Origin of the sequence: Burkholderia plantarii, from assembly GCF_001411805.1 — a bacterium.
In the GTDB taxonomy this organism is placed as follows: Bacteria; Pseudomonadota; Gammaproteobacteria; order Burkholderiales; family Burkholderiaceae; genus Burkholderia; species Burkholderia plantarii.
In genome coordinates, this window is record NZ_CP007212.1 from 2,262,447 (window position 1) to 2,281,025 (window position 18,579).

Consider the following 18,579-nt stretch of genomic DNA (forward strand, 5'->3'; position numbering starts at 1 on the left):
GTCATCGGTGCGCCACGCGCCGCCGCGCGACGGCGCCGGAAGTCAAACCGCGGAGGAAGTGCCGCCGGCCCGCCCCCCGATTCACATCGAACGACGAATCGAAGCCGCGCCAGGTATCGGATCAAATGAAAAAGCCGGGGAATCAAAAGAAGGGCCGTTGAAAGCGTAACGTCCACAAACAATAATGACTCTCATTATTATTTGAAAATAACGTCGAACCTTGGCCGAACTCATGCTTCCTTCCCGCTGCGACACCGTTGCATCCTCCGCCTCTCTGCCCGACTGTCCGAACTGGCCGGCCGCCTTCATCCGGCGCTATCGCAAAGCCGGCTACTGGCAGGACACCACCTTTTTCGAGGCACTGCGCGAGCAGGCCCGGCGCACGCCCGAAGCCATCGCGATCGTCGACGGCGAGGCGCGCCGCCATCGTTTTCGCGAGCTGCTCGAACGCGTCCGGCGTCTCGCCGGCGGCCTGCACGGGCTCGGCCTGCGGCGCGGCGACATCGTCGTCGTCCATCTGCCGAACGGCCTGCGCTTCATCGAGACCTGCTTCGCGCTGTTCCAGCTCGGCGTGGTGCCGGTGCTGGCGCTGCCCGCGCACCGGCAACATGAAATCGAAGCACTTTGCCGCTTCAGCGGCGCACGCGCGTACCTGTGCGCGGACCAAGACACCTTCGACTGCCGCCCGCTGGCCGAGGCGCTGCGCGCGAGGTGCCCGGCGCTGGAACACGTGGTGACGGGCGGCGCGGCGGCCGGCTTCGTCGCGTTCGACGCGTTGTACGACGGCCCCGCGCGCGATGCCTGCGACGCGCGCGCCGGCGACGTCGCCTGCTTCCAGCTCTCGGGCGGCACGACCGGCACGCCCAAGCTGATCCCGCGCCGCCACGACGAATACCTGTACAACGTGCGCGCCTGCGTGGCGGCGAGCGCCGTCGACTCCGACACGGTCTATCTGGCGGCTTTGCCGATGGCGCACAACTTCACGCTCTGCTGCCCGGGCGTGATCGGCACGCTGCTGCACGGCGGATGCGTGGTGGCAGCCGGGCGCGCCGATCCCGACAGCTGCTTCGCGCTGATCGCGCGCGAGCGCGTCACGCATACGGCGCTGGTGCCGCCGCTGGCGCTGGTCTGGCTCGACGCGCAGGACCGCCTTCACGCCGACCTGTCGAGCCTGCGCCTGCTCCAGGTGGGCGGCGCGCGCCTGATGCGCCATGCGGCCGAACGTGTCGCGCCCACGCTCGGCTGCCGGCTGCAGCAGGTGTTCGGCATGGCCGAAGGGCTCGTCTGCTGCACGCGGCTCGACGATCCGCCCGAGCGCATCCACGACACGCAGGGACGCCCCGTATCGGAGGCCGATGAAATCCGCGTCGTCGATGCGCACGGCAAACCGGTCGCGCCCGGCCAGATCGGCGAGCTGCAGGTGCGCGGCCCGTACACGATCCGCGGCTACTACCCGCGCGCCGAACACGATGCAACAGCGTTCACGGCGGACGGCTTCTATCGCAGCGGCGACCTCGTATCGCAGACGGCCGACGGCTACCTGGTCGTCGAGGGCCGGGACAAGGATCAGATCAACCGGGGCGGCGAAAAAGTCTCGTCCGAGGAACTGGAAAACCTGCTGCTCACGCATCCTCAGGTCCACGACGCGGCCGTGGTCGCGCTGCCCGATGCACTGCTCGGCGAGCAGACCTGCGCGTTCGTCGTGGCGCGCCCGCCCGCGCCCACCTCGATGCAGCTCAAGCAGCATCTGCGCGCCTGCGGCCTCGCCGCGTTCAAGGTTCCCGACCGGATCGAATTCGTCACGCGCTTCCCGGAAACCGGCATCGGCAAGACCAGCAAGAAATCGCTGCGCGAGGCGTTGCGGCGCGAACTCGACGAGGCCGTCCGATGAGCACGGCGCCGCACGCACGCTGGATCCGCGAACTGCAGCTGTCGCCCGGCCCGCGTGCGCGGATCGTCGGCCTGCCGCACGCGGGCGGCAGCGCGGGATTCTTCCGCAACTGGCGCGGCCATCTGCGCTGGGACCTCGACCTGCTCGCCGTGCAGTACCCGGGGCGCGAGGATCGCTTCGCCGAACCGGGCGTCGCGACGATCGAGGCGCTCGCCGATCCCGTGGCCGAGGCCCTGCGCCATTACACGGACCGGCCGCTCGTGCTGTTCGGGCACAGCCTCGGCGCCGTGCTCGCCTATGAAGTCGCCGTGCGGCTCGAACGCGCCGGCCACCCGCCGCTGCGCGTGTTCGTCTCCGGCCACCCGGCGCCGCACCGGCAGCGCCGCACCGACCTGCACCGGCAGTCCGACCAGGCGCTGCTGGCCGAAATCACGCGGCTCTCGCCGGACAGCCGGGCGCTGTTCGAGGACGCCGAACTGCGTGCGGTGTACCTGCCGATGATCCGCCGCGACTACCAGGCGATCGAAACCTACCGATGCCCGCGGCCCACCACGCTGAACACGCCGCTCGACATCGTGCTGCCGCTCGACGACACCGAGGTCGATCGCCACGAAGCGCTCGCCTGGCAGCAGGTCACGCGCGGCGCATCGCGGTGGGCCGCGTTCGAGGGCGGCCACTTCTATCTGAAGCAGCAGTATCCGGCCCTGATCGCCTGGCTGAGCCGGCAGATCGATCTCACCCTTTCCGCTCCCAAGGAGTTGCCATGAAACAGCCGGACGATTGCGCGAATCTCGACGAGATTCGCGTGGCGATCGACCGCCTCGATGCCGACATCATCGCGGCGCTCGGCCAGCGCATGCGCTACGTGCTGGCGGCCTCGCGCTTCAAGCCGAGCCAGGACAGCATCGCGGCGCCCGAACGCGTCGCGGCGATGCTGCCGGCGCGGCGCGTCTGGGCGGAGCATGTCGGGCTCGACGGCGGCTTCGTCGAAACACTGTTTACGCAGATCATTCATTGGTACATCGAACAGCAGACGCACTTCTGGCGGCGGCAGCGAGGGCTCGAATGAGCACGTCCGCCACCACGCCGAGCGAGACACTGGCCAAGGCGCTCGGCGCCCCGCTCGCCGACGCCTTCACCGACGTGCTGGCCGGCGCGTTCACGCGCGCCGCGCGTCAGGCCGCGGCGAGCGGCGCGCCGGTGCTCGCCTCGATGTCGTTCCCGCTGAAGCCGCTGGATCTGCCCGCGCTGATCGGACGCTGGGACGACGGCGTCACGCCGTGGGCCTTCCACGAGACGGTCACGCCGTCGTTCGCGCTGTTTGGCTGGGATTGCGCGCTGGAACTGTCGGGCCACGGCGACGCGCGCTTCGCGCAGATCGACACGCGCTGGCGGGAACTGGTCCGCACCGGCATCGTTTGCGGCGATCAGCCGCCGCGCCTCGTCGGCGGCTTTCGCTTCGATCCGGCGGCCGCACGGCAGGCGCATTGGCAAGCGTTTGCCGACGCGAGCATGATGCTGCCGCGGCTGTCGGTCGTGCGCGAGCGCGGCGACCACTGGCTGGTCTGCCAGCATGTGGCCGCGCCGGACGACGACGGCGCGGCGGTCGCGCGCCGGTACGAGGCGTGGATCGGCCGGCTCGATAGCGCGATGCCGGTATCGGCGCCGGCTTACGGCCGCGGCGCATCGGGCGCGCTCGACACGGCGACGCTCGACGCCGGCGTCTGGAAGCGCAAAGTGCGGGACGCGACCGACGCCATCCGCCACGGCGCGTTCAGCAAGGTGGTGCTCGCACGCGACGTGCCGCGGCGCTATCCGGCGCCGGTCGCGATCGCGCCGCTGCTGGCGCGGTTGCGCCGGCGCGACGCGAACGCGCAGCTGTTCGCCGCGCGGCGCGGCGACGGCTGCTTCGTCGGCGCGACGCCGGAGCGGCTCGTGCGCGTACACGAGCGCCTGGTCCATACGCAGGCGCTGGCGGGCACGACGCGCCGCGACGCCGACCCGGACCGTGATCGCACGCTCGGTGCCGAACTGATGGCCGACCGCAAGGAGCGGCTCGAACATGCGATCGTCGTCGAGGCGATCGTCGCCGCGCTCGCGCCGCACACGCACGACCTGCAGCTGCCGGACCGGCCGGTGCTGCAACTGCTGCCGCGCCTGCAGCACCTGAGCACGCCGATCCGCGCGACGCTCGACGCCGGCGCGACGCCGCTCGCGCTGGTGGCCGCGCTGCATCCGACGCCGGCCGTGGCCGGCCACCCGCGCGCCGCCGCGCTCGCCTGGCTGCGCATGGTCGAGGGCTTCGACCGCGGCTGGTACGCGGGCCCGTTCGGCTGGATCGACGCGCACGGCAACGGCGACTTCTGCGTCGCCTTGCGCTGCGCGCTGATCGTGGCGAACACCTGCCGGCTGTTCGCGGGATGCGGGATCGTCGCCGAGTCGGACCCGGAACGCGAATACCAGGAAACCGCGCTGAAGCTGTCCGGCATGCAGGCGGCGATCGAGTCGCCCGAGGACTCGCCGACGCCGGGCTGACGACGGCCACGGCCCCGCTTGGCGGCGACGCCAGGCGGGGATGGGTGGCCATTGATGGCCATTGGTGGCAAGGCCAGGCGACGGAGCAGGCGCGGAACCGCAATGCGAAAGCCTCGGTGACCCCCATCGCGTTCACCAGCCACGTCGCCCCGCCATCGCGCGGCGGATGGAAAGCGGCCCGCATCCAGCCGGACGCGGGCCGCTTCACGACACCGACACCGGCTCGGCACCGACATCAGGCATCCAGCATCAGGCGACCGCCCTCAGCCCCCCACCTTCGCGCGCACGGCGGCGACCTGCGTGGCCGTGACCGCCGGGCCGTGATTGCCCCAGCCAGACCGCACGAACGTCGCCAGCTGCGCGACGTCCTCGTCGTCGTAGCGCCAGCCGAACGGCGGCATCGCGAGCGGCGACGGCGCCGCCCGCGTCGAGGGCAGGCGCGAGCCCGCGAGGATCACGCCGATCAGCGAATCCGGGTTGGCCTGCGCCACCACCGGATTGTCGACCAGCGACGGGAACACGCCCGAGGCACCGCGCCCGTTCATGCGGTGGCAGGCCGAGCAGCTGTCGAGATACACCTGCGCGCCGCGGCTCGTGGCCTTGCCGGCGAGGATGTCGTGCAGCGTACCGTCGTCGGCATGGAAGCTCGGGGCCTGCGGCGGCGCGCCAAGGCTCTTCACGTACACGGCCATCGCCTTCAGGTCGGCATCGCCGAGGTACTGCGTGCTGTTCTCGACCACCTCGCCCATCGGCCCGGACACGGCCGAATGCGGATTGCGCCCGGTCTTCAGCGACGCGACCACGTCGTCCACCGACCACGCCTCGAGGCCGCCACCCGCCGACGAGCGCAGGTTGATCGGCGCGGTATGGTCGAGCGACGAACCGGACAGGTACAGCTCGCTCTTGCCGCTCACGTCGAGCTCCTGGAACGCCGCGCCGCGTGGCGTATGGCAGGTGCCGCAATGCGCGAGGCCCTGCACCAGATAGGCGCCGCGATTCCACTCGACGCTTCGGGCCGGATCGGCCGCGAAGCGCGTGTCGTCATGGAAGGCGCGGCTCCAGTAGGCGAGCGGCCAGCGCATGCTGAGCGGCCACACGATGCCGGAGGCGCGGTTCGCCTGCGGCGAGGCCGGTACCTGCGTGGTCAGGTACGCGTACAGATCCTGCAGGTCCGCGTCCGACACCTTCGCATACGAGGTGAACGGCATGGCCGGATAGAGCCGCTTACCGCCCTTGCCCACGCCCTCGCGCATCGCGAGCACGAATTCGTCGAACGTGTAGCCGCCGATGCCGTGTTCGCGGTCGGCGGTGATGTTCGTCGAATAGATCGTGCCCACCGGCGTCGCGAACGGCAGGCCGCCCGCGAACGGCGTGCCGCCCTTGGTCGTATGGCACGCGATGCAGTCGCCGGCGCGCGCCAGATACGCGCCATGCACGGCGTCGCCCTTGCGGTTCGCCACCGAGGCATCGAGCTTGACATCCGGCGTCACGGACGCGAACGCCCACAACGCCCCCACGGCCACCACCCCGGCGGCCACGATTCCAGTTACCAGTTTTCGCATGATCGTCGCCGCCTCAGACCTGCACCATCGCGGCGCCGGGGTTCTTCAGGTATTGCGAGCGGATGTTGCTCGCCGCCCAGTAGGCGAGACCGCCCACCAGGCCCGTCGGGTTGTAGCCGATGCCATGCGCGAACACGTTGGCGCCGAGCACGAACAGGTTGGGCACGTCCCAGCTCTGCAGGTACTTGTTGACCACGCTCGTCTTCGGATCCGCGCCCATCGCCGTGCCGCCGCTGATGTGCGTGCTCTGGTAGGCGCGCGTGTCCCAGTGCGTGCCCGGCTTGATGATGCGTCCCGAGATCGACTTCGGATTCATCGCGCGGCCGATCTCCATCATCTTGCCGGCCACGTATTCCGAGGCGCGCAGGTCGTTGTCCTGCCAGTCGAGCGTGATGCGCATGAGCGGCGAGCCGTAGGCGTCGCGGTAGTTCGGATCGAGGTCGAGGAAGCAGTTGCGGTAGGCCATGTTGCTGCACTGCGACTCGATGCGGCCGGTGTGGAGGAAGTTGTCCTTCGCGGCCTGCTTCCACTCGGTGCCCCACTTCGGCGTGCCCTTGGGCAGCGGAATGCCGCGCACCGGACCGTTGCCGGTCTGGCGGCCCCAGATGATGCCGCCGCCGATGAAGCCGAGCTGCGAGTGGTCGAAGTTGTCGGCGTTGAATTCCTCGATCGCCTGACCGCCGCCGCCCGCGCCCATGAACGGGTTGATGTACACGTCCTTGTCGAAGAACATGTTCACGCTGTTGAGCAGCTGGTAGCAGAAGTTGCGGCCGACCACGCCCTCGTTGGTGTCCGGGTTGAACGGCTGGCCGATCTTCGAGAGCAGCATCAGGTGGACGTTGTGCAGCTGGAACGCGGCCAGCACGACCATCTCGGCCGGCTGCTCGACCTCGTTGCCCTGCGCGTCGATGTAGGTCACGCCGGTCGCGCGCTTGCCGCTCGCGTCGGTGTTGACCTTGACGACGTGCGAGTTCACGCGCAGCTCGAAATTCGGCTTGCGCAGCAGCGCCGGGATGATCGCCGTCTGCGGCGAGGCCTTCGAGTAGTTCAGGCAGCCGTAGTCGCTGCAGAAGCCGCAGAAGTTGCACGGCCCGAGCTGGCAGCCGTATTCGTTGGTGTACGGCCCCGAGGCGTTGCCGGCCGGCAGCGCGAATGGCTTGTAGCCGAGCCCGCGCGCGGCGGCCGCGAACAGCTTGCCGGTGGGATGGTCGGCCAGCGGCGGCAGCGGGTAGTCGCCCGAGCGGCGCCCTTCGAACGGGTTGCCGCCCTCGAGCGGCTTGCCGTTCAGGTTGCCGGCCTTGCCCGAGGTGCCGCAGACGCGCTCGAAGCGGTCGAACGACGGCTCCAGTTCGTCATAGGTCACGCCCCAGTCCTGCAGGTTCATGCCTTCCGGGATGAACTTCGCGCCGTAGCGCTCGGTGATGTGGCTCTTGTAGCGCAGCTCGTCGGGCATCACGCGCGACTGCACGCCCGACCAGTGCGAACCCGCGCCGCCCACGCCCTCGCCCGGCTTGAACGAGCCGATCTGGCGATACGGCACGGCCGTCTGGTCCTTGGTGTGGCGGTTCGTGACGGTGGTCTTCGCGAGGTTCTGCAGCAACGCCTGGCGCGCCGAGTACTTGATCTCGTCGACGATCTGCGGATACGCGAAATCGGGTACCGTCTCGCGTGCGTCGCCGCGCTCGAGCGCGACCACGTCGAGCCCCGCGTTCGCCAGTTCGATCGCCATGATCGAGCCGGTCCAGCCGAAGCCGACGATCACCGCGTCGACCGGCTTTTTCTTGATGCTTGCCATGCTTATCCTCGCTTGCCGTAGAGGCTGACCGGACCATACGGATAAGGCTTGGCCTCACCCACGAACTCCAGGTAATCGGCGCGCACGCCGGGGTAGCCGATCATCTTCCAGGCGGCCATGTCCTTGTTGCCGCCGTAGGACGGGTCGCCGAAGTAGCCTTCCATCACGTTGACGAGCAGGAAGTGGCCGAGGAAGGTCTTGAAGTTGAAGTCGTCGGTCTTGACCTCGCCCGACTCGATGCCCTTGAAGAAGGCGGTGCGCTGCGCGGGCGTGAAGTCGGCGAAGGCCTTGCCGCCGGCATGCGCGCGCGTGTAGGCGTTGATCGCGCGGATGCCGATCCGGTACTGCTCCTTCGGCGTGAGCTTGGCCTGGTAGCCGAACTCGGGGGCGGCCGGCAGGAACGGCCCCTGCATGTACCAGCGCGTCGCGTCGCCATAGGGCGTCTGCATCTGGCGGTCGATGTATTGCGGCACGCCGAGCTCGACCGCGCCGGGCCCGACGTCGTCCTTCGGGATCAGCGTGTCGCAGGCCGCGTTGATGAAGGCCCATTCCTCCGGCGTGAAATAGCCGGGCGTGTACTGGCTGGCGGTGGGCTGGTCGGCGGGCGGCATGCCGCGCGCGACGGCCGGCTGGCCCTGGTTCGCTACGGCGCCCGAGATACCGACGACGGCTATCGGTGCGATCGCGATGGAGCCTTTGAGAAAGCTCCGTCGACTGCGATCTTTCGCTTCTGTCATGATTGAAAGTTGTCGTGGGGAATGGATTGGAATGGCGTGCCGGCGTGCCGCGCGGGCATGCCGCCGTTGCACCCGGCAGGCCCTCGGCGGGGCGCCTGCCCGGAACTGCCCGGAACCGGCACTGCCCGATCGGTCCCGCCCAGGCCGCTCAGGCGAGCTGGAACGTCTCGACGTGGCCGCGCATGCGCGTGGACTGCTCGCTGAGCGCCTGCGCCGCGGCCGTGGCCTGCTCGACGAGCGCGGCGTTCTGCTGGGTGATCGAGTCCATCTGGCTGACCGCCGTGTCGACCTGCTCGATGCCCATGCGCTGCTGTTCGGCGGCCGCCGCGATCTCGTTCATCAGCGTGGTCAGGTCACGCACCGAACGCAGCACTTCCTGCATCGTCTGGCCCGCGTCGGCCACCAGTTCGCTGCCCTCGGCGACCGTCTGCACCGACGCGGAGATCAGCTCCTTGATTTCCTTGGCCGCCACCGACGAGCGCTGCGCGAGCGAACGCACCTCGCTCGCCACCACCGCGAAGCCGCGGCCCTGCTCGCCGGCGCGCGCCGCTTCCACGGCCGCGTTCAGCGCCAGGATGTTGGTCTGGAAGGCGATGCCCTCGATGATGCCGGTGATATCGGAGATCTTGCGCGAGCTTTGATCGATGCCGCCCATGGTACCGATAACGCGCGCGACCACGTCGTTGCCGCGCGCGGCCACGTCGGAGGCGTTGTCCGCGAGCGAACGCGCCGTGCGGGCGCTTTCGGCGTTCTGCTTCACGGTGGCCGTCAGCTCGCTCATGCTCGCCGCGGTTTCCTGGAGCGAGGCGGCCTGCTCCTCGGTGCGCACCGACAGGTCCATGGTGCCGGAGGCGATCTGCTGGGTGGCCGTGGCGATCGATTCGGTGCTGGTGCGCACTTCGCGCACGGTGCGCGCGAGGCTGGTCTGCATCTCGGCCACGCCGCGCAGCAGCAGGCCCATCTCGTCGTTGCGGTGCGCGTCGATGCGGCGGTTCAGGTGGCCCGCGGCGATCGCCTCGAAGTGCGAGAGCGCGTCGTTGAGCGGTGCCATGATCGCGCGGCGCAGCGACAGCCAGCTCAGCACCGAGGCGATCACGCCGATCACGATCATCACGACCGACACGCTGAAATAGACGTGGAAGCTCGATTCGGACGCTTCGTAGTTGTTCTTCGCGTTGGTGTAGAGCGCCTGCTTGACCTTGTCGTTGGCCGCGCTCATCTGGCTGTAGAGCGCGGAAAGCTCGGTCATCGCGATGTGGTCCACCTTGGCGGTGTCGCTGGCGCGGATCGCGTCGACGAACGACGACACCGCGTCACGCATGGCCTTGCGGCGCTCGGTGGCGTCGCCGATCAGGTCGGCCTCGTTCTGCTGGTGCGGCTGGTTGACGAAGGTCTGCCACCACTCGTCGGACTTCGCGAAGAAACCGGTGGCGCGGTCGATCTGCTCCTGCGCCTTCGCGTCCTCGGGGTGCAGCGCCAGGCGGTCGAGCACGAGGCGCGTGCGGGCGATGTAGATCTCGGCGTTGCCGATGTTGGTTGCGGCGGTCAGCTTGTTCTTGTAGGTGTCCTGGTTGGCTCGATTCGCCCGGCTCGTTCCCAGCAAGCCGAGTACCCCGATCGCGACCATCAGCACAGCGAGAAAACCCATCGTCAGCGCAATGCGCGCCTGCAGCGTAAACGCCGCCTTCACCCCTACCCCATTCATCGATTTTTTCCTGGATATCTAGTATTTGAGCACCATGCACTACGGGTATACGGCAGGTACTTAACTATCTTTAGACGAATTGAGGGAATCGATCAAAAAACTGAGGGATTCGATCAATCGGGGTGGGGCCGGCCTGCCGAGGGTGGCCTAACGGGGGGCAGAGGGGCGAAGATCAACACGAGACGGGGGCGCGAGAGGCGTCTTGCGGCTCTCGGCAGCGAGTCGGGCTCGGGCTCGGGCTCGGGCTCGCCCCGGCGGAGGGCCGGCTGCGCGGGCAGGGCCGTCGATCGGGCGGCGGCGGGCGCCGCCCGTCGGCGCTCAGCGCATCGCGCTCGCCAGGCTGTCCATGTCGAGGCGGCCCAGCTTCGAGGCTAGCTGCAGCCGCGCCGAACGCCAGTCCGTCAGCGCCTGGATCCGCTGTTTCTTCGCGTTGGCGAGCGCCGATTGCGTATTGAGCAGTTCCAGGATGCTGCCCACGCCGATCTGGTAGCGGTGCTCGGCCGCCGCGTAGGACTGCTGCGCGAGATGGATTGGGGACGTTAGGGATGGGGGGTTCCCGAATCGACCATGCTTCGTCAACCGTGTCGGGATCAGACAGGCAGGTCACCATCCCGACGCAGCGCCCGATTCACCGGCTCGGAAAACCACCGAAACACGCCCCCGGCAACCAGTGCCGCCAATCCAGCGTAAGCCACCAGCCAAAGCGGCTTCGCATGCACCCCAATGCTTTCGCGCGTCAGGTACTCGCGCAACACACCGAGCACGACGATGTGAAACAGATACAACTCATAACTGCGCTGCCCGAACCAGCGAATCACGCGCGGCACCCATGACGATGCCGCCTGCCGCCCTTCTTCCTGCCCGATCCTGAAGCAAACCAACAGCACCGCGGAACCCAACGCCATCACCGACACACCCCACACCACATGCCGCATGATCGGCCCGCACAGATAAGTGATTGCCATCGCCCCGATGGCCACGCCCTGCAACACCAGACGCCACTCCCGCCGCATCCGCACCCCCGGCATCAACGCGACGCAGCACCCCATCGCGATCGCATCGAAACATGCCCAATACCCATAAAGCGCGACGATCTCGTCATCGCGATGCCAATACCGATAAACCGGCGCAAACACGATCGGCACGAGCAACCACCATGCGATATACCGCGGCCGGCGCAACCACGCGAAAACCAACGGAAACCCCAGATAAAACACCTCCTCCACCGACAGCGACCAGAGGATATTCATCGCGTAGTTGAAATAGCCGACCCTGGCCATCAGCACGTTATGCCAGAAGGTCAGCACCGACAGCACGGCCACCGGCAAACTCACGGTGCCGGGTTTGTCGACAAACGAGCGCAGGCCGAGTAAAGCGAGCGCGACCATGATCGCCAGCACCAGCAAGAGGCACGGCAAAATCCGCGCGGCGCGGAAACGGTAGAACGTCGCGAAGCGAATCCCTCGTGGCGAACCAAACCGGCGCAGCGACGTGGACGTGATCAGATATCCGGACACGGTAAAGAACATCGTCACGCCATAGTTGCCGTTGCGGGCCACCGCGCGGATCGCGTCGGCTAGCCACGGCAGGTCGAACGGCAGCACGTCCAGCCGGTAGGTCAGGTGGAAATGCAGGATCAGCACGAGCAGGATCGCCGTGCCTCGCAGCAGGTCCACTCCATGACTGCGCGCGTTCAACTCCATCGTGTCTCCGTGTCGTTCGTTGTCGGGCGAATACGCATTGTCGTCCACCTGCCACTCACAATGGGTGTGCAGGCGGCGATCGTCCAACGAGACGCGGCGCATCCGGAACGGCCAGCCACCGCACTCAGCCCCGCCGCAGAGAAGCACCCGCCGCCGTGCCGCATCACGCGCGCCATCCGGCACCTATCCTGCCGAGCTAACTTTTTTATCTTTTCATTAAAAAAGTTTGACACACAGCCTACGGCAAGATAATTTTGCGCAAGCCAGTAGAAAGACAACGATACAACGAGGGGGATGCCACATCCGGCGCCATGCCGATTCGCATCCAGTTCCATCAGCAATCCTGATCATTGTTCCGGCGTCGTGTCGCTTTCCGGCACGGCGGCAGTGCCCAGACAAACGAACCTGAGCGTATTCCACCGGCGGCATGCTTCACGCATGCGGCCGGCATCATGACGCGCATTCGCGCGCCTGCTTCATCGCCTCACCGCCTCTGCGGTAAAGCAGCAACGCAATTCAGCAGCGGTCTGATTCCCGACACGCATTCCATTCGATCCTCTTTGGGGCATGACATGAAAAAATCTGTTCGCACTACTTCTTATCTGGCTGTCGCTTGCGTCGTGTCGACAACCTGCGCGTCGCTCGCGCAGGCACAGTCCCAGGCACCCTCGGTGCCTGCCGCCGGCGCCGCGTCCGAAAGCGTCAACCAGTTGATCGTCAAGCTGAAACCGGCTGCGGTCGCGGCGCGCGGCGCGGCGTCGATCGCGACGGCAGCGGCGGTGCCCGATATCCATGGCGTGATCGACCGCGTGCTCGCCGCGCGCCGTGCTCGCGTGACGACGCGGGCATTCGGCGCGGCGGCGGCCTCGGCACCCGGCAACGCGAGCGACCCCGCCGCCGGCATCGGCGTGAAGCGCGAGATGGCGGACGGCGCGACCGTGCTGCGCCTGCAGCGCAACCTGCCGGCCGCCGACGCCGCCGCGCTGGCCAACGATTTCGCGGCCGACGCGGCGGTCGAGTACGCCGAGCCCGACGCACGCATGCACGCGCTGCTGGTGCCGAACGACACGCGTTACGGCGAGCAATGGGGCTACGCGGGCGGCATCGGCGGCGCCAACCTGCCGAAGGCGTGGGACCTCACGACCGGCTCCGCGAACGTGGTGGTGGCGGTGGTCGACACCGGCTATCGCCCCCACGCCGACCTTGCCGCGAACGTCCTGCCCGGCTACGACTTCATCTCGGACCCGGACGGCGCGAACGACGGCAACGGCCGCGACAGCGACGCCTCGGACCCTGGCGACTGGGTTTCGCAGCGCGAAGTCGACGATCCGGACGGCCCGTTCTACCGCTGCCAGGTCGATCAGTTCGGCCGCACCTTCGCGAGCGACAGCTCGTGGCACGGCACCCACGTGGCCGGCACGATCGGCGCCGTCTCGAACAACGGCCGCGGCGTGGCCGGCATCTCGTGGCAGGGGAAGATCCTGCCCGTGCGCGTGCTCGGCAAATGCGGCGGCACGCTCAGCGACATCGCGGACGGCATGCGCTGGGCCGCCGGGCTCGCGGTGCCGGGCGCGCCCGCCAACCGCACGCCGGCGCGCGTGCTGAACTTCAGCCTCGGCGGCGGCGGTAGTTGCAGCCGCACCTATCAGAGCGCGATCAACGCGGTGGTCGGCGCCGGCGCGACGGTGGTGGTCGCGGCCGGCAACGAGGCCGCGCAGGTTTCCACCTCGCAGCCGGCCAACTGCCAGAACGTGATCGCCGTGGCCGCCACCGACGTGAACGGACGACGCGCGAGCTTCAGCAACTTCGGCACGGCCGTGAAGATCGCGGCACCGGGCGTGAACATCCTCTCGACGCTCAACAGCGGCGCCACCTCGCCCGCCGCCGACAGCTACGCGTCCTACAACGGCACCAGCATGGCCACGCCGCACGTGGCCGGCACCGTGGCGCTGATGCTGGCGGCGAACGGCTCGCTCACGCCCGCGCAGGTGCTGCAGAAGCTGCAGGCGTCGGCACGGCCGTTCCCGAGCGGCTCCGGCTGCTCGACCAGCACCTGCGGCGCGGGCCTGCTCGATGCGGGCGCGGCCGTCAGCGCAGCGCGGCAATAGCGGGCGACGCGCACTCGATCAGCCGTGCCGCACGGATGCCGCCGCCCGGCACGGCAAATCCGGCGACCGGCGGCAACGCCTGCCCGGGAAGAAAACCGCCGCCGGTCGATCGTTCCTGGTTTTCACCAAAGGATCGGCCGGCTCGCGGCTGGCACGATCCGCTCCGTCACCGCCTCGCCGCCATCCACGAAAAAACCGACACCACGCCACGCACCGGCCGGATTTCTCCGGCGCAAACGTTACGACGATGACATCCGATCGCCACCCGGACGTCGACACGAAAAATCCCCACCCTCCCCACACCAAACAGACGTTTGAATTACCGAATATTGACGATTACCTTGTTGTCACCGCCATCGATCTCAAGTCAAACTCGCCGGGCGCGCTCGATGGTGACGCCAACGCTTCGCGACCACCGGACTTCCGCGCCGAGACAAGCGACACGCCAGACCTTCAACGTCGAACAGGCAGTCAACCAACCGGGGATCCTCATGAAAACGGCATCACGCTTCATCCGCGGGGTTTCGCTGATGGCGGGCCTCACGGCCCTCTCGCTGCTCACGGCCGCCACGGGCGCCGCGCAATCGCTGACCTGTCCGGGCCGGACCACCATCGGCGGATTGCCAGGCGCGCAGTTCGAGGACGGCAGTTTCGGCGTGACCGGCCCGCTGAACGTCAATCCGGACGGCGCCAAGGCGTCGTACACGCAGGACGATCGCGGCTTCACCTATATCGCCAACGGCATGAACCGGCTCAACCCCGCCGTGGATTGCCGCAAACACCTGACGGACTGCGCCAAAGCCTTTCGCACCGCGGAGGACGGTCAATTCGGTCCCGGCACGCCCGAGTTCTGCGTCTACGCGATCGAGGTCGATCCGATTCCGCCAGCCACGAAAACGCTCGTCTGCCGCGGCGACGGCGCCAAGACCATCGGCAACGGCAAAGGCCGCCCGCGCCTCGGCGCCGATCGACTCGACCGGATCGAAGGCGGACGAATCGGCTACTACGTGTCGATGACGCGGCTGAACCAGCTCGTCGACGGCAAACCGCAGGCGATCGATTCGCTGACCGTCCCCGGCATCGTGGTACCGAGGACGCATGCGGACCTGGTAGGGCGCGTGGTCTACGCTGCCTACCAAGGTCGCTCCACGCTGGCGGTCGTCAACGACACCGGGCCCGCGTTCGGCGAAGGTTCGATCGCGCTGCACGAGATGCTGCGCTACGGCGCGCTGCAGACGCCACCGAAGATCGGCCCGATCAGCGTGGCCAATCGCTGCCACGACGCCGAACTCGCGATCAAGGCACCCTACACGTCGCGGCCCGACGCCGCCAACGATCGTTGCGACGATCCGGGCAAGCGGCGGAGCCCCGCCGACGTGCGCGCCTACACGGGTATCGGGAGCGGCGTGACCATGATCGTGTTGGGCAACGCGAGCCTGCCGATGAAGAACGGCGTCGCCACGGCGCCCGTCACGCCCGACGCATTGAAGCAGGCCGCGAACCAGGCCGGCTATACCGATGCCAGACTGGCCGACATGGCCCACTGCCTGTAGACGCATGCCGGCGCAACCAGCGCGCGCCGCCGACCTGGGCCATGCGGCGGTCGCGCGCAACACCGCGGCGCAGCCCCGCCTCACTTCGCCGCGCCGACCAGCGCGAACGCGTCGTACTTCGGATCGATCGGCGTATGCGGCATGTGCGTGAGCGCTTCCTCGACGAGCGGCTCGCAGGCGCTGTAGTCCGAACCGATGCTGTCGCTGTGCGCCTGCGGAAAATTCACCGCCAGCACCTTGCCGCCCCAGCGATCCACGGTGGCCGTCATGCTGCACTTGCCGGCCCCGCCCACCTTCAGGTCGAGCACGATCACGTTCAGATCGAGCGCCGCGTCGGCGTTGGAGAAATTCCACTGCGCGGTCATGCGATCGCCGGAGCCGCCGGTATCGACGAGCTTCATCGTCTTGTCGGGAATCCCCACCGACTGCACCAGATCGAGCACATTCGAGCCGACCAGCTTGCCGTCCTGTACCTCGCGCGCCTCATGGGTCCGATACGCGGCGCAACCTGTCAGCAGCGTGAAAAGAAAGACGGAGACGACTGTCAGGATTCGCACGGAAAATACCTCCGGTAAGACGCATCGAGGGCGATGCGAGATCGTGGGCGCAATGGCGGAGAGGACTGCCGGAGCCGGCCATGGACCGTGGCCGGCAGCGTCGGGCGACGGGACCGGATGCGTCGTGGCAACGGGGCGCGTCGGTCCGGGGCATCGGCATCAAGGCACCGCACCGTTTTCCCGAAGCCGCGGGCTGCGTGTCGCTCGACCGTCAACGGGCGTTCAAGACGCGGGGAAAGTTCATCGAAACACGGTGGATCGTCGGCCTCGATGGCCGATGCACGCCGGGTTCATGGCGACGATGGGAAGGCGATGGAAAGCTCGACACGCATGCGACGCTGCGGGGGATCGGCGGCAAGCCGGCGGCGGCGGCGCGTGTCGCGGCAACGCGAGCCGCCGCGCACGGCCGTCATGCACCGAGCCGCATCGATCCATCATTTCGCAGTGCGAATCGCCCCGCCATCTCCCTTCCGCGCATGCCTGCCGGCACCTCGTCAGGCGCTGCTGCGCGCCTCGGCGGGCACGCGCGCGCGTCGCGTGGCCACCGCGTTCATGCGCGGAGCGGCGCGCTCGCGCACGACCGTCTCGAGATGCGTGGCCGACGCCTGCACGGCGGTCGCGCGCGGCACCGGCACGCCGGCCAGTTGGCAATAGAGCTCGATATAACGCGCGGCCGGCCCTTCCCAGCTCGAGTCGCGATTCATCGCGTTGCGTTGCAGTACGCGCCACGATTTCGGCTGCGCGAACAGATCGAACGCACGCCCCAGCGCCTGCACCACGTCGTTTACGTGCTCGCCGTCGAACAGGAAGCCGGTGGCCTCGCCGATCTGCGGCGTGTCGGCATCGTCGGCGCTCGGTGCCGCGAGGCAGTCGGTGATCGTGTCGGCCAGGCCGCCCACGCGCGAGGCCACCGGCACGGTGCCGTAGCGCATCGCGTAAAGCTGGGTCAGCCCGCACGGCTCGAAGCGGCTCGCGTGCAGCAGGATGTCGGCGCCCGCGTGCAGCCGGTGCGCACGCGTCTCGTCGTAACCGATGTGGACGCCGAGCCGCCCCGGCCACTGCGCGGCCAGCCGGCGCAGTTCCGCCTCGATCGCCGCATCGCCCTGCCCCAGCACCGCGAACTGCGCGCGCGGCCAGCGCGCGAGCGCGGCCGGAATGGCCTCGCACACCACGTCGGCCAGCTTCTGCCCGGTGAGCCGGCTGCCGATCGCGACCAGCGGCGCGAACGGATCGACCTGCAGCCCGTAGCTCTGCTGCAGCTCGCGCTTGCAGGCGTGCTTGCCAACCAGATCGTCCACGCCATAGCCCTGCGCGAGCGCGGCGTCGTCACGCGGATTCCAGAGCGCGTCGTCGATGCCGTTGACGATGCCCGACAGCTTGCCGGCATGCGCGGCCAGCACGCCTTCCATGCGGTTGCCGAAGTGCGGCGTGAGGATCTCCTGCGCGTAGCGCTCGCTCACCGCGGTCAGGCGGTCCGCGTAGACGATCGCCGCCTTCATGCAGCTCAGCGCGCCGTAGAACTCGATGCTGTGCGGCTCGTGCGGCGCCGGCGCGAGCAGTTCGGACGGAATCCCCGCATAGGGCGCGAGGCCCGGCGGATAGTTGCCCTGGAACGCGAGGTTGTGAATCGTGAAGATGCTGCGCGCCGGCGAACCGGCCAGCTTCATCAGCAGCGGCGTGAGGCCGGTATGCCAGTCGTGCGCGTGGACGATGCGCGGGCGCTTGACGCCGCGCACGCCCGCGGCGATCCGCGCGGCGGCGGCCGACAGCGAGGCGAAGCGCACGAAATTGTCGACGTAGTCGCGCCCGCATTCGTCCTGGTAGAGCCCGCTGCCGCGCCGTCCGTACAGATGCTTCATTTCGAGCAGCAGGACCGGCACGTCGGAGTCGGGCATCGCGGCGCGCCACAATCGCGCGTCGCCGCCGGGCAGATCGCGGATGGTGCCGAGCGGAGTCGGCGCGATCGCGCGATCGAAGGCGGATTCGTAACCGGGCAACAGGATCGATGCGTCGATGCCGCGTTGACGCAGTGCGCTCGCCGAAGCGCTGACCATGTCGCCGAGGCCGCCGCTCTTGGCAAGCGGCGCAGCTTCGGCAGCGACCATCAGGACGTTAAGCGACAAGGTAACTCCCCACTGGGTTCGGTTGAATGAAATTCGATGCGGGCGCGGCATGTATCAGCCCGCCATCGGGGAGCGGTCGCTCGACAGGGGCCGCTCCCGAAACTGGACAGTGGGTATTTAGCAATCTCCAAGCCAGCTTTGCGCGCACGCGGAGAAAATCTGCTGCAGAGCACCAAACGGCGCGCCATACATGGGGGGTCCGAATCGCCGGCACCGGGCAGCAACAGGCCAAGGCGCAGCGCGCGCCCGATACCCGTATGTAGTTTTGACATCACGCCGATCGACGCTTGTAGTTTTCGCCAGCGCCCGG

At 68.3% G+C, this 18,579-nt stretch carries 14 protein-coding genes and 1 pseudogene; 6 read left to right on the plus strand and 9 right to left on the minus strand.

The window, feature by feature from the left end; translation table 11 throughout:
* Positions 1-81 precede the first annotated feature (81 nt).
* Positions 82-234, minus strand: coding sequence for a hypothetical protein (locus bpln_RS37310; protein WP_209444920.1), 153 nt, complete (start codon positions 232-234; stop codon positions 82-84).
* On the opposite strand from bpln_RS37310, the gene bpln_RS09660 reads away from it, so the two are divergent.
* The 4 genes from bpln_RS09660 to bpln_RS09675 are packed head-to-tail and all read left to right on the plus strand — an operon-like array spanning position 233 to position 4,426.
* Entirely contained in the window at positions 233-1,891 is a 1,659-nt protein-coding gene (locus bpln_RS09660) for a (2,3-dihydroxybenzoyl)adenylate synthase (protein WP_055139494.1), read from the plus strand. The genes bpln_RS37310 and bpln_RS09660 overlap by 2 nt on opposite strands.
* Positions 1,888-2,658, plus strand: coding sequence for a thioesterase II family protein (locus tag bpln_RS09665; protein ID WP_055138690.1), 771 nt, complete (start codon positions 1,888-1,890; stop codon positions 2,656-2,658). Before bpln_RS09660 ends, bpln_RS09665 begins: the two co-directional genes overlap by 4 nt.
* Positions 2,655-2,960, plus strand: coding sequence for an isochorismate lyase (locus bpln_RS09670; protein ID WP_042625040.1), 306 nt, complete (start codon positions 2,655-2,657; stop codon positions 2,958-2,960). Before bpln_RS09665 ends, bpln_RS09670 begins: the two co-directional genes overlap by 4 nt.
* Entirely contained in the window at positions 2,957-4,426 is a 1,470-nt protein-coding gene (locus bpln_RS09675; RefSeq protein ID WP_082465250.1) for an isochorismate synthase, read from the plus strand. Before bpln_RS09670 ends, bpln_RS09675 begins: the two co-directional genes overlap by 4 nt.
* A 263-nt stretch (positions 4,427-4,689) precedes the next feature.
* On the opposite strand, the gene bpln_RS09680 is transcribed toward bpln_RS09675, so the two are convergent.
* The 6 genes and pseudogenes from bpln_RS09680 to bpln_RS09700 all read right to left on the minus strand — a co-directional run bounded on the left by bpln_RS09680 (position 4,690) and on the right by bpln_RS09700 (position 11,928).
* Positions 4,690-5,988: a cytochrome c gene (locus bpln_RS09680; RefSeq protein ID WP_063891212.1), complete on the minus strand. Its 1,299-nt coding sequence runs from the start codon at positions 5,986-5,988 to the stop codon at positions 4,690-4,692.
* Between the two features lie 13 nt (positions 5,989-6,001).
* The gene (locus tag bpln_RS09685) at positions 6,002-7,783 is read right to left on the minus strand and encodes a GMC family oxidoreductase (protein ID WP_042625041.1); all 1,782 of its coding nucleotides are present in this window, start codon (positions 7,781-7,783) and stop codon (positions 6,002-6,004) included.
* A 2-nt stretch (positions 7,784-7,785) separates the two neighbouring features.
* A complete protein-coding gene (locus bpln_RS09690) occupies positions 7,786-8,520 on the minus strand; it encodes a gluconate 2-dehydrogenase subunit 3 family protein (protein WP_042625042.1) in 735 nt (244 codons plus the stop codon).
* Positions 8,521-8,668: 148 nt separating this feature from the next.
* Complete coding sequence (locus bpln_RS09695) at positions 8,669-10,225, minus strand: methyl-accepting chemotaxis protein (RefSeq protein ID WP_042625043.1); 1,557 nt, start codon at positions 10,223-10,225, stop codon at positions 8,669-8,671.
* 318 nt (positions 10,226-10,543) lie between these two features.
* Positions 10,544-10,747: pseudogene (locus tag bpln_RS33840) on the minus strand (TolC family protein); the annotation flags it as partial.
* Between the two features lie 68 nt (positions 10,748-10,815).
* Positions 10,816-11,928, minus strand: coding sequence for an acyltransferase family protein (locus bpln_RS09700; protein ID WP_055138691.1), 1,113 nt, complete (start codon positions 11,926-11,928; stop codon positions 10,816-10,818).
* A gap of 572 nt (positions 11,929-12,500) precedes the next feature.
* Here bpln_RS09700 and bpln_RS09705 point away from each other — a divergent pair.
* Both bpln_RS09705 and bpln_RS09710 read left to right on the plus strand, forming a co-directional pair.
* Positions 12,501-14,036, plus strand: coding sequence for a S8 family peptidase (locus tag bpln_RS09705; RefSeq protein WP_042625048.1), 1,536 nt, complete (start codon positions 12,501-12,503; stop codon positions 14,034-14,036).
* Positions 14,037-14,365: 329 nt separating this feature from the next.
* Entirely contained in the window at positions 14,366-15,589 is a 1,224-nt protein-coding gene (locus bpln_RS09710) for a hypothetical protein (RefSeq protein WP_209444921.1), read from the plus strand.
* 80 nt (positions 15,590-15,669) lie between these two features.
* On the opposite strand, the gene bpln_RS09715 is transcribed toward bpln_RS09710, so the two are convergent.
* A complete protein-coding gene (locus tag bpln_RS09715; RefSeq protein WP_055138693.1) occupies positions 15,670-16,146 on the minus strand; it encodes a hypothetical protein in 477 nt (158 codons plus the stop codon).
* Between the two features lie 494 nt (positions 16,147-16,640).
* On the minus strand, positions 16,641-18,269 hold the full coding sequence (gene glgA / locus bpln_RS09720; RefSeq protein ID WP_055138694.1) for a glycogen synthase GlgA: 1,629 nt from the start codon (positions 18,267-18,269) through the stop codon (positions 16,641-16,643).
* Between the last annotated feature and the right edge of the window lie 310 nt (positions 18,270-18,579).

Bases quoted from the DNA above. Each gene is read 5' to 3' on its own strand.
- bpln_RS09660 (WP_055139494.1), top strand. From the start codon at position 233: ATGCTTCCTTCCCGCTGCGACACCGTTGCATCCTCCGCCTCTCTGCCC.
- bpln_RS37310 (WP_209444920.1), bottom strand. From the start codon at position 234: ATGAGTTCGGCCAAGGTTCGACGTTATTTTCAAATAATAATGAGAGTC.
- bpln_RS09665 (WP_055138690.1), top strand. From the start codon at position 1,888: ATGAGCACGGCGCCGCACGCACGCTGGATCCGCGAACTGCAGCTGTCG.
- bpln_RS09670 (WP_042625040.1), top strand. From the start codon at position 2,655: ATGAAACAGCCGGACGATTGCGCGAATCTCGACGAGATTCGCGTGGCG.
- bpln_RS09675 (WP_082465250.1), top strand. From the start codon at position 2,957: ATGAGCACGTCCGCCACCACGCCGAGCGAGACACTGGCCAAGGCGCTC.
- bpln_RS09680 (WP_063891212.1), bottom strand. From the start codon at position 5,988: ATGCGAAAACTGGTAACTGGAATCGTGGCCGCCGGGGTGGTGGCCGTG.
- bpln_RS09685 (WP_042625041.1), bottom strand. From the start codon at position 7,783: ATGGCAAGCATCAAGAAAAAGCCGGTCGACGCGGTGATCGTCGGCTTC.
- bpln_RS09690 (WP_042625042.1), bottom strand. From the start codon at position 8,520: ATGACAGAAGCGAAAGATCGCAGTCGACGGAGCTTTCTCAAAGGCTCC.
- bpln_RS09695 (WP_042625043.1), bottom strand. From the start codon at position 10,225: ATGAATGGGGTAGGGGTGAAGGCGGCGTTTACGCTGCAGGCGCGCATT.
- bpln_RS09700 (WP_055138691.1), bottom strand. From the start codon at position 11,928: ATGGAGTTGAACGCGCGCAGTCATGGAGTGGACCTGCTGCGAGGCACG.
- bpln_RS09705 (WP_042625048.1), top strand. From the start codon at position 12,501: ATGAAAAAATCTGTTCGCACTACTTCTTATCTGGCTGTCGCTTGCGTC.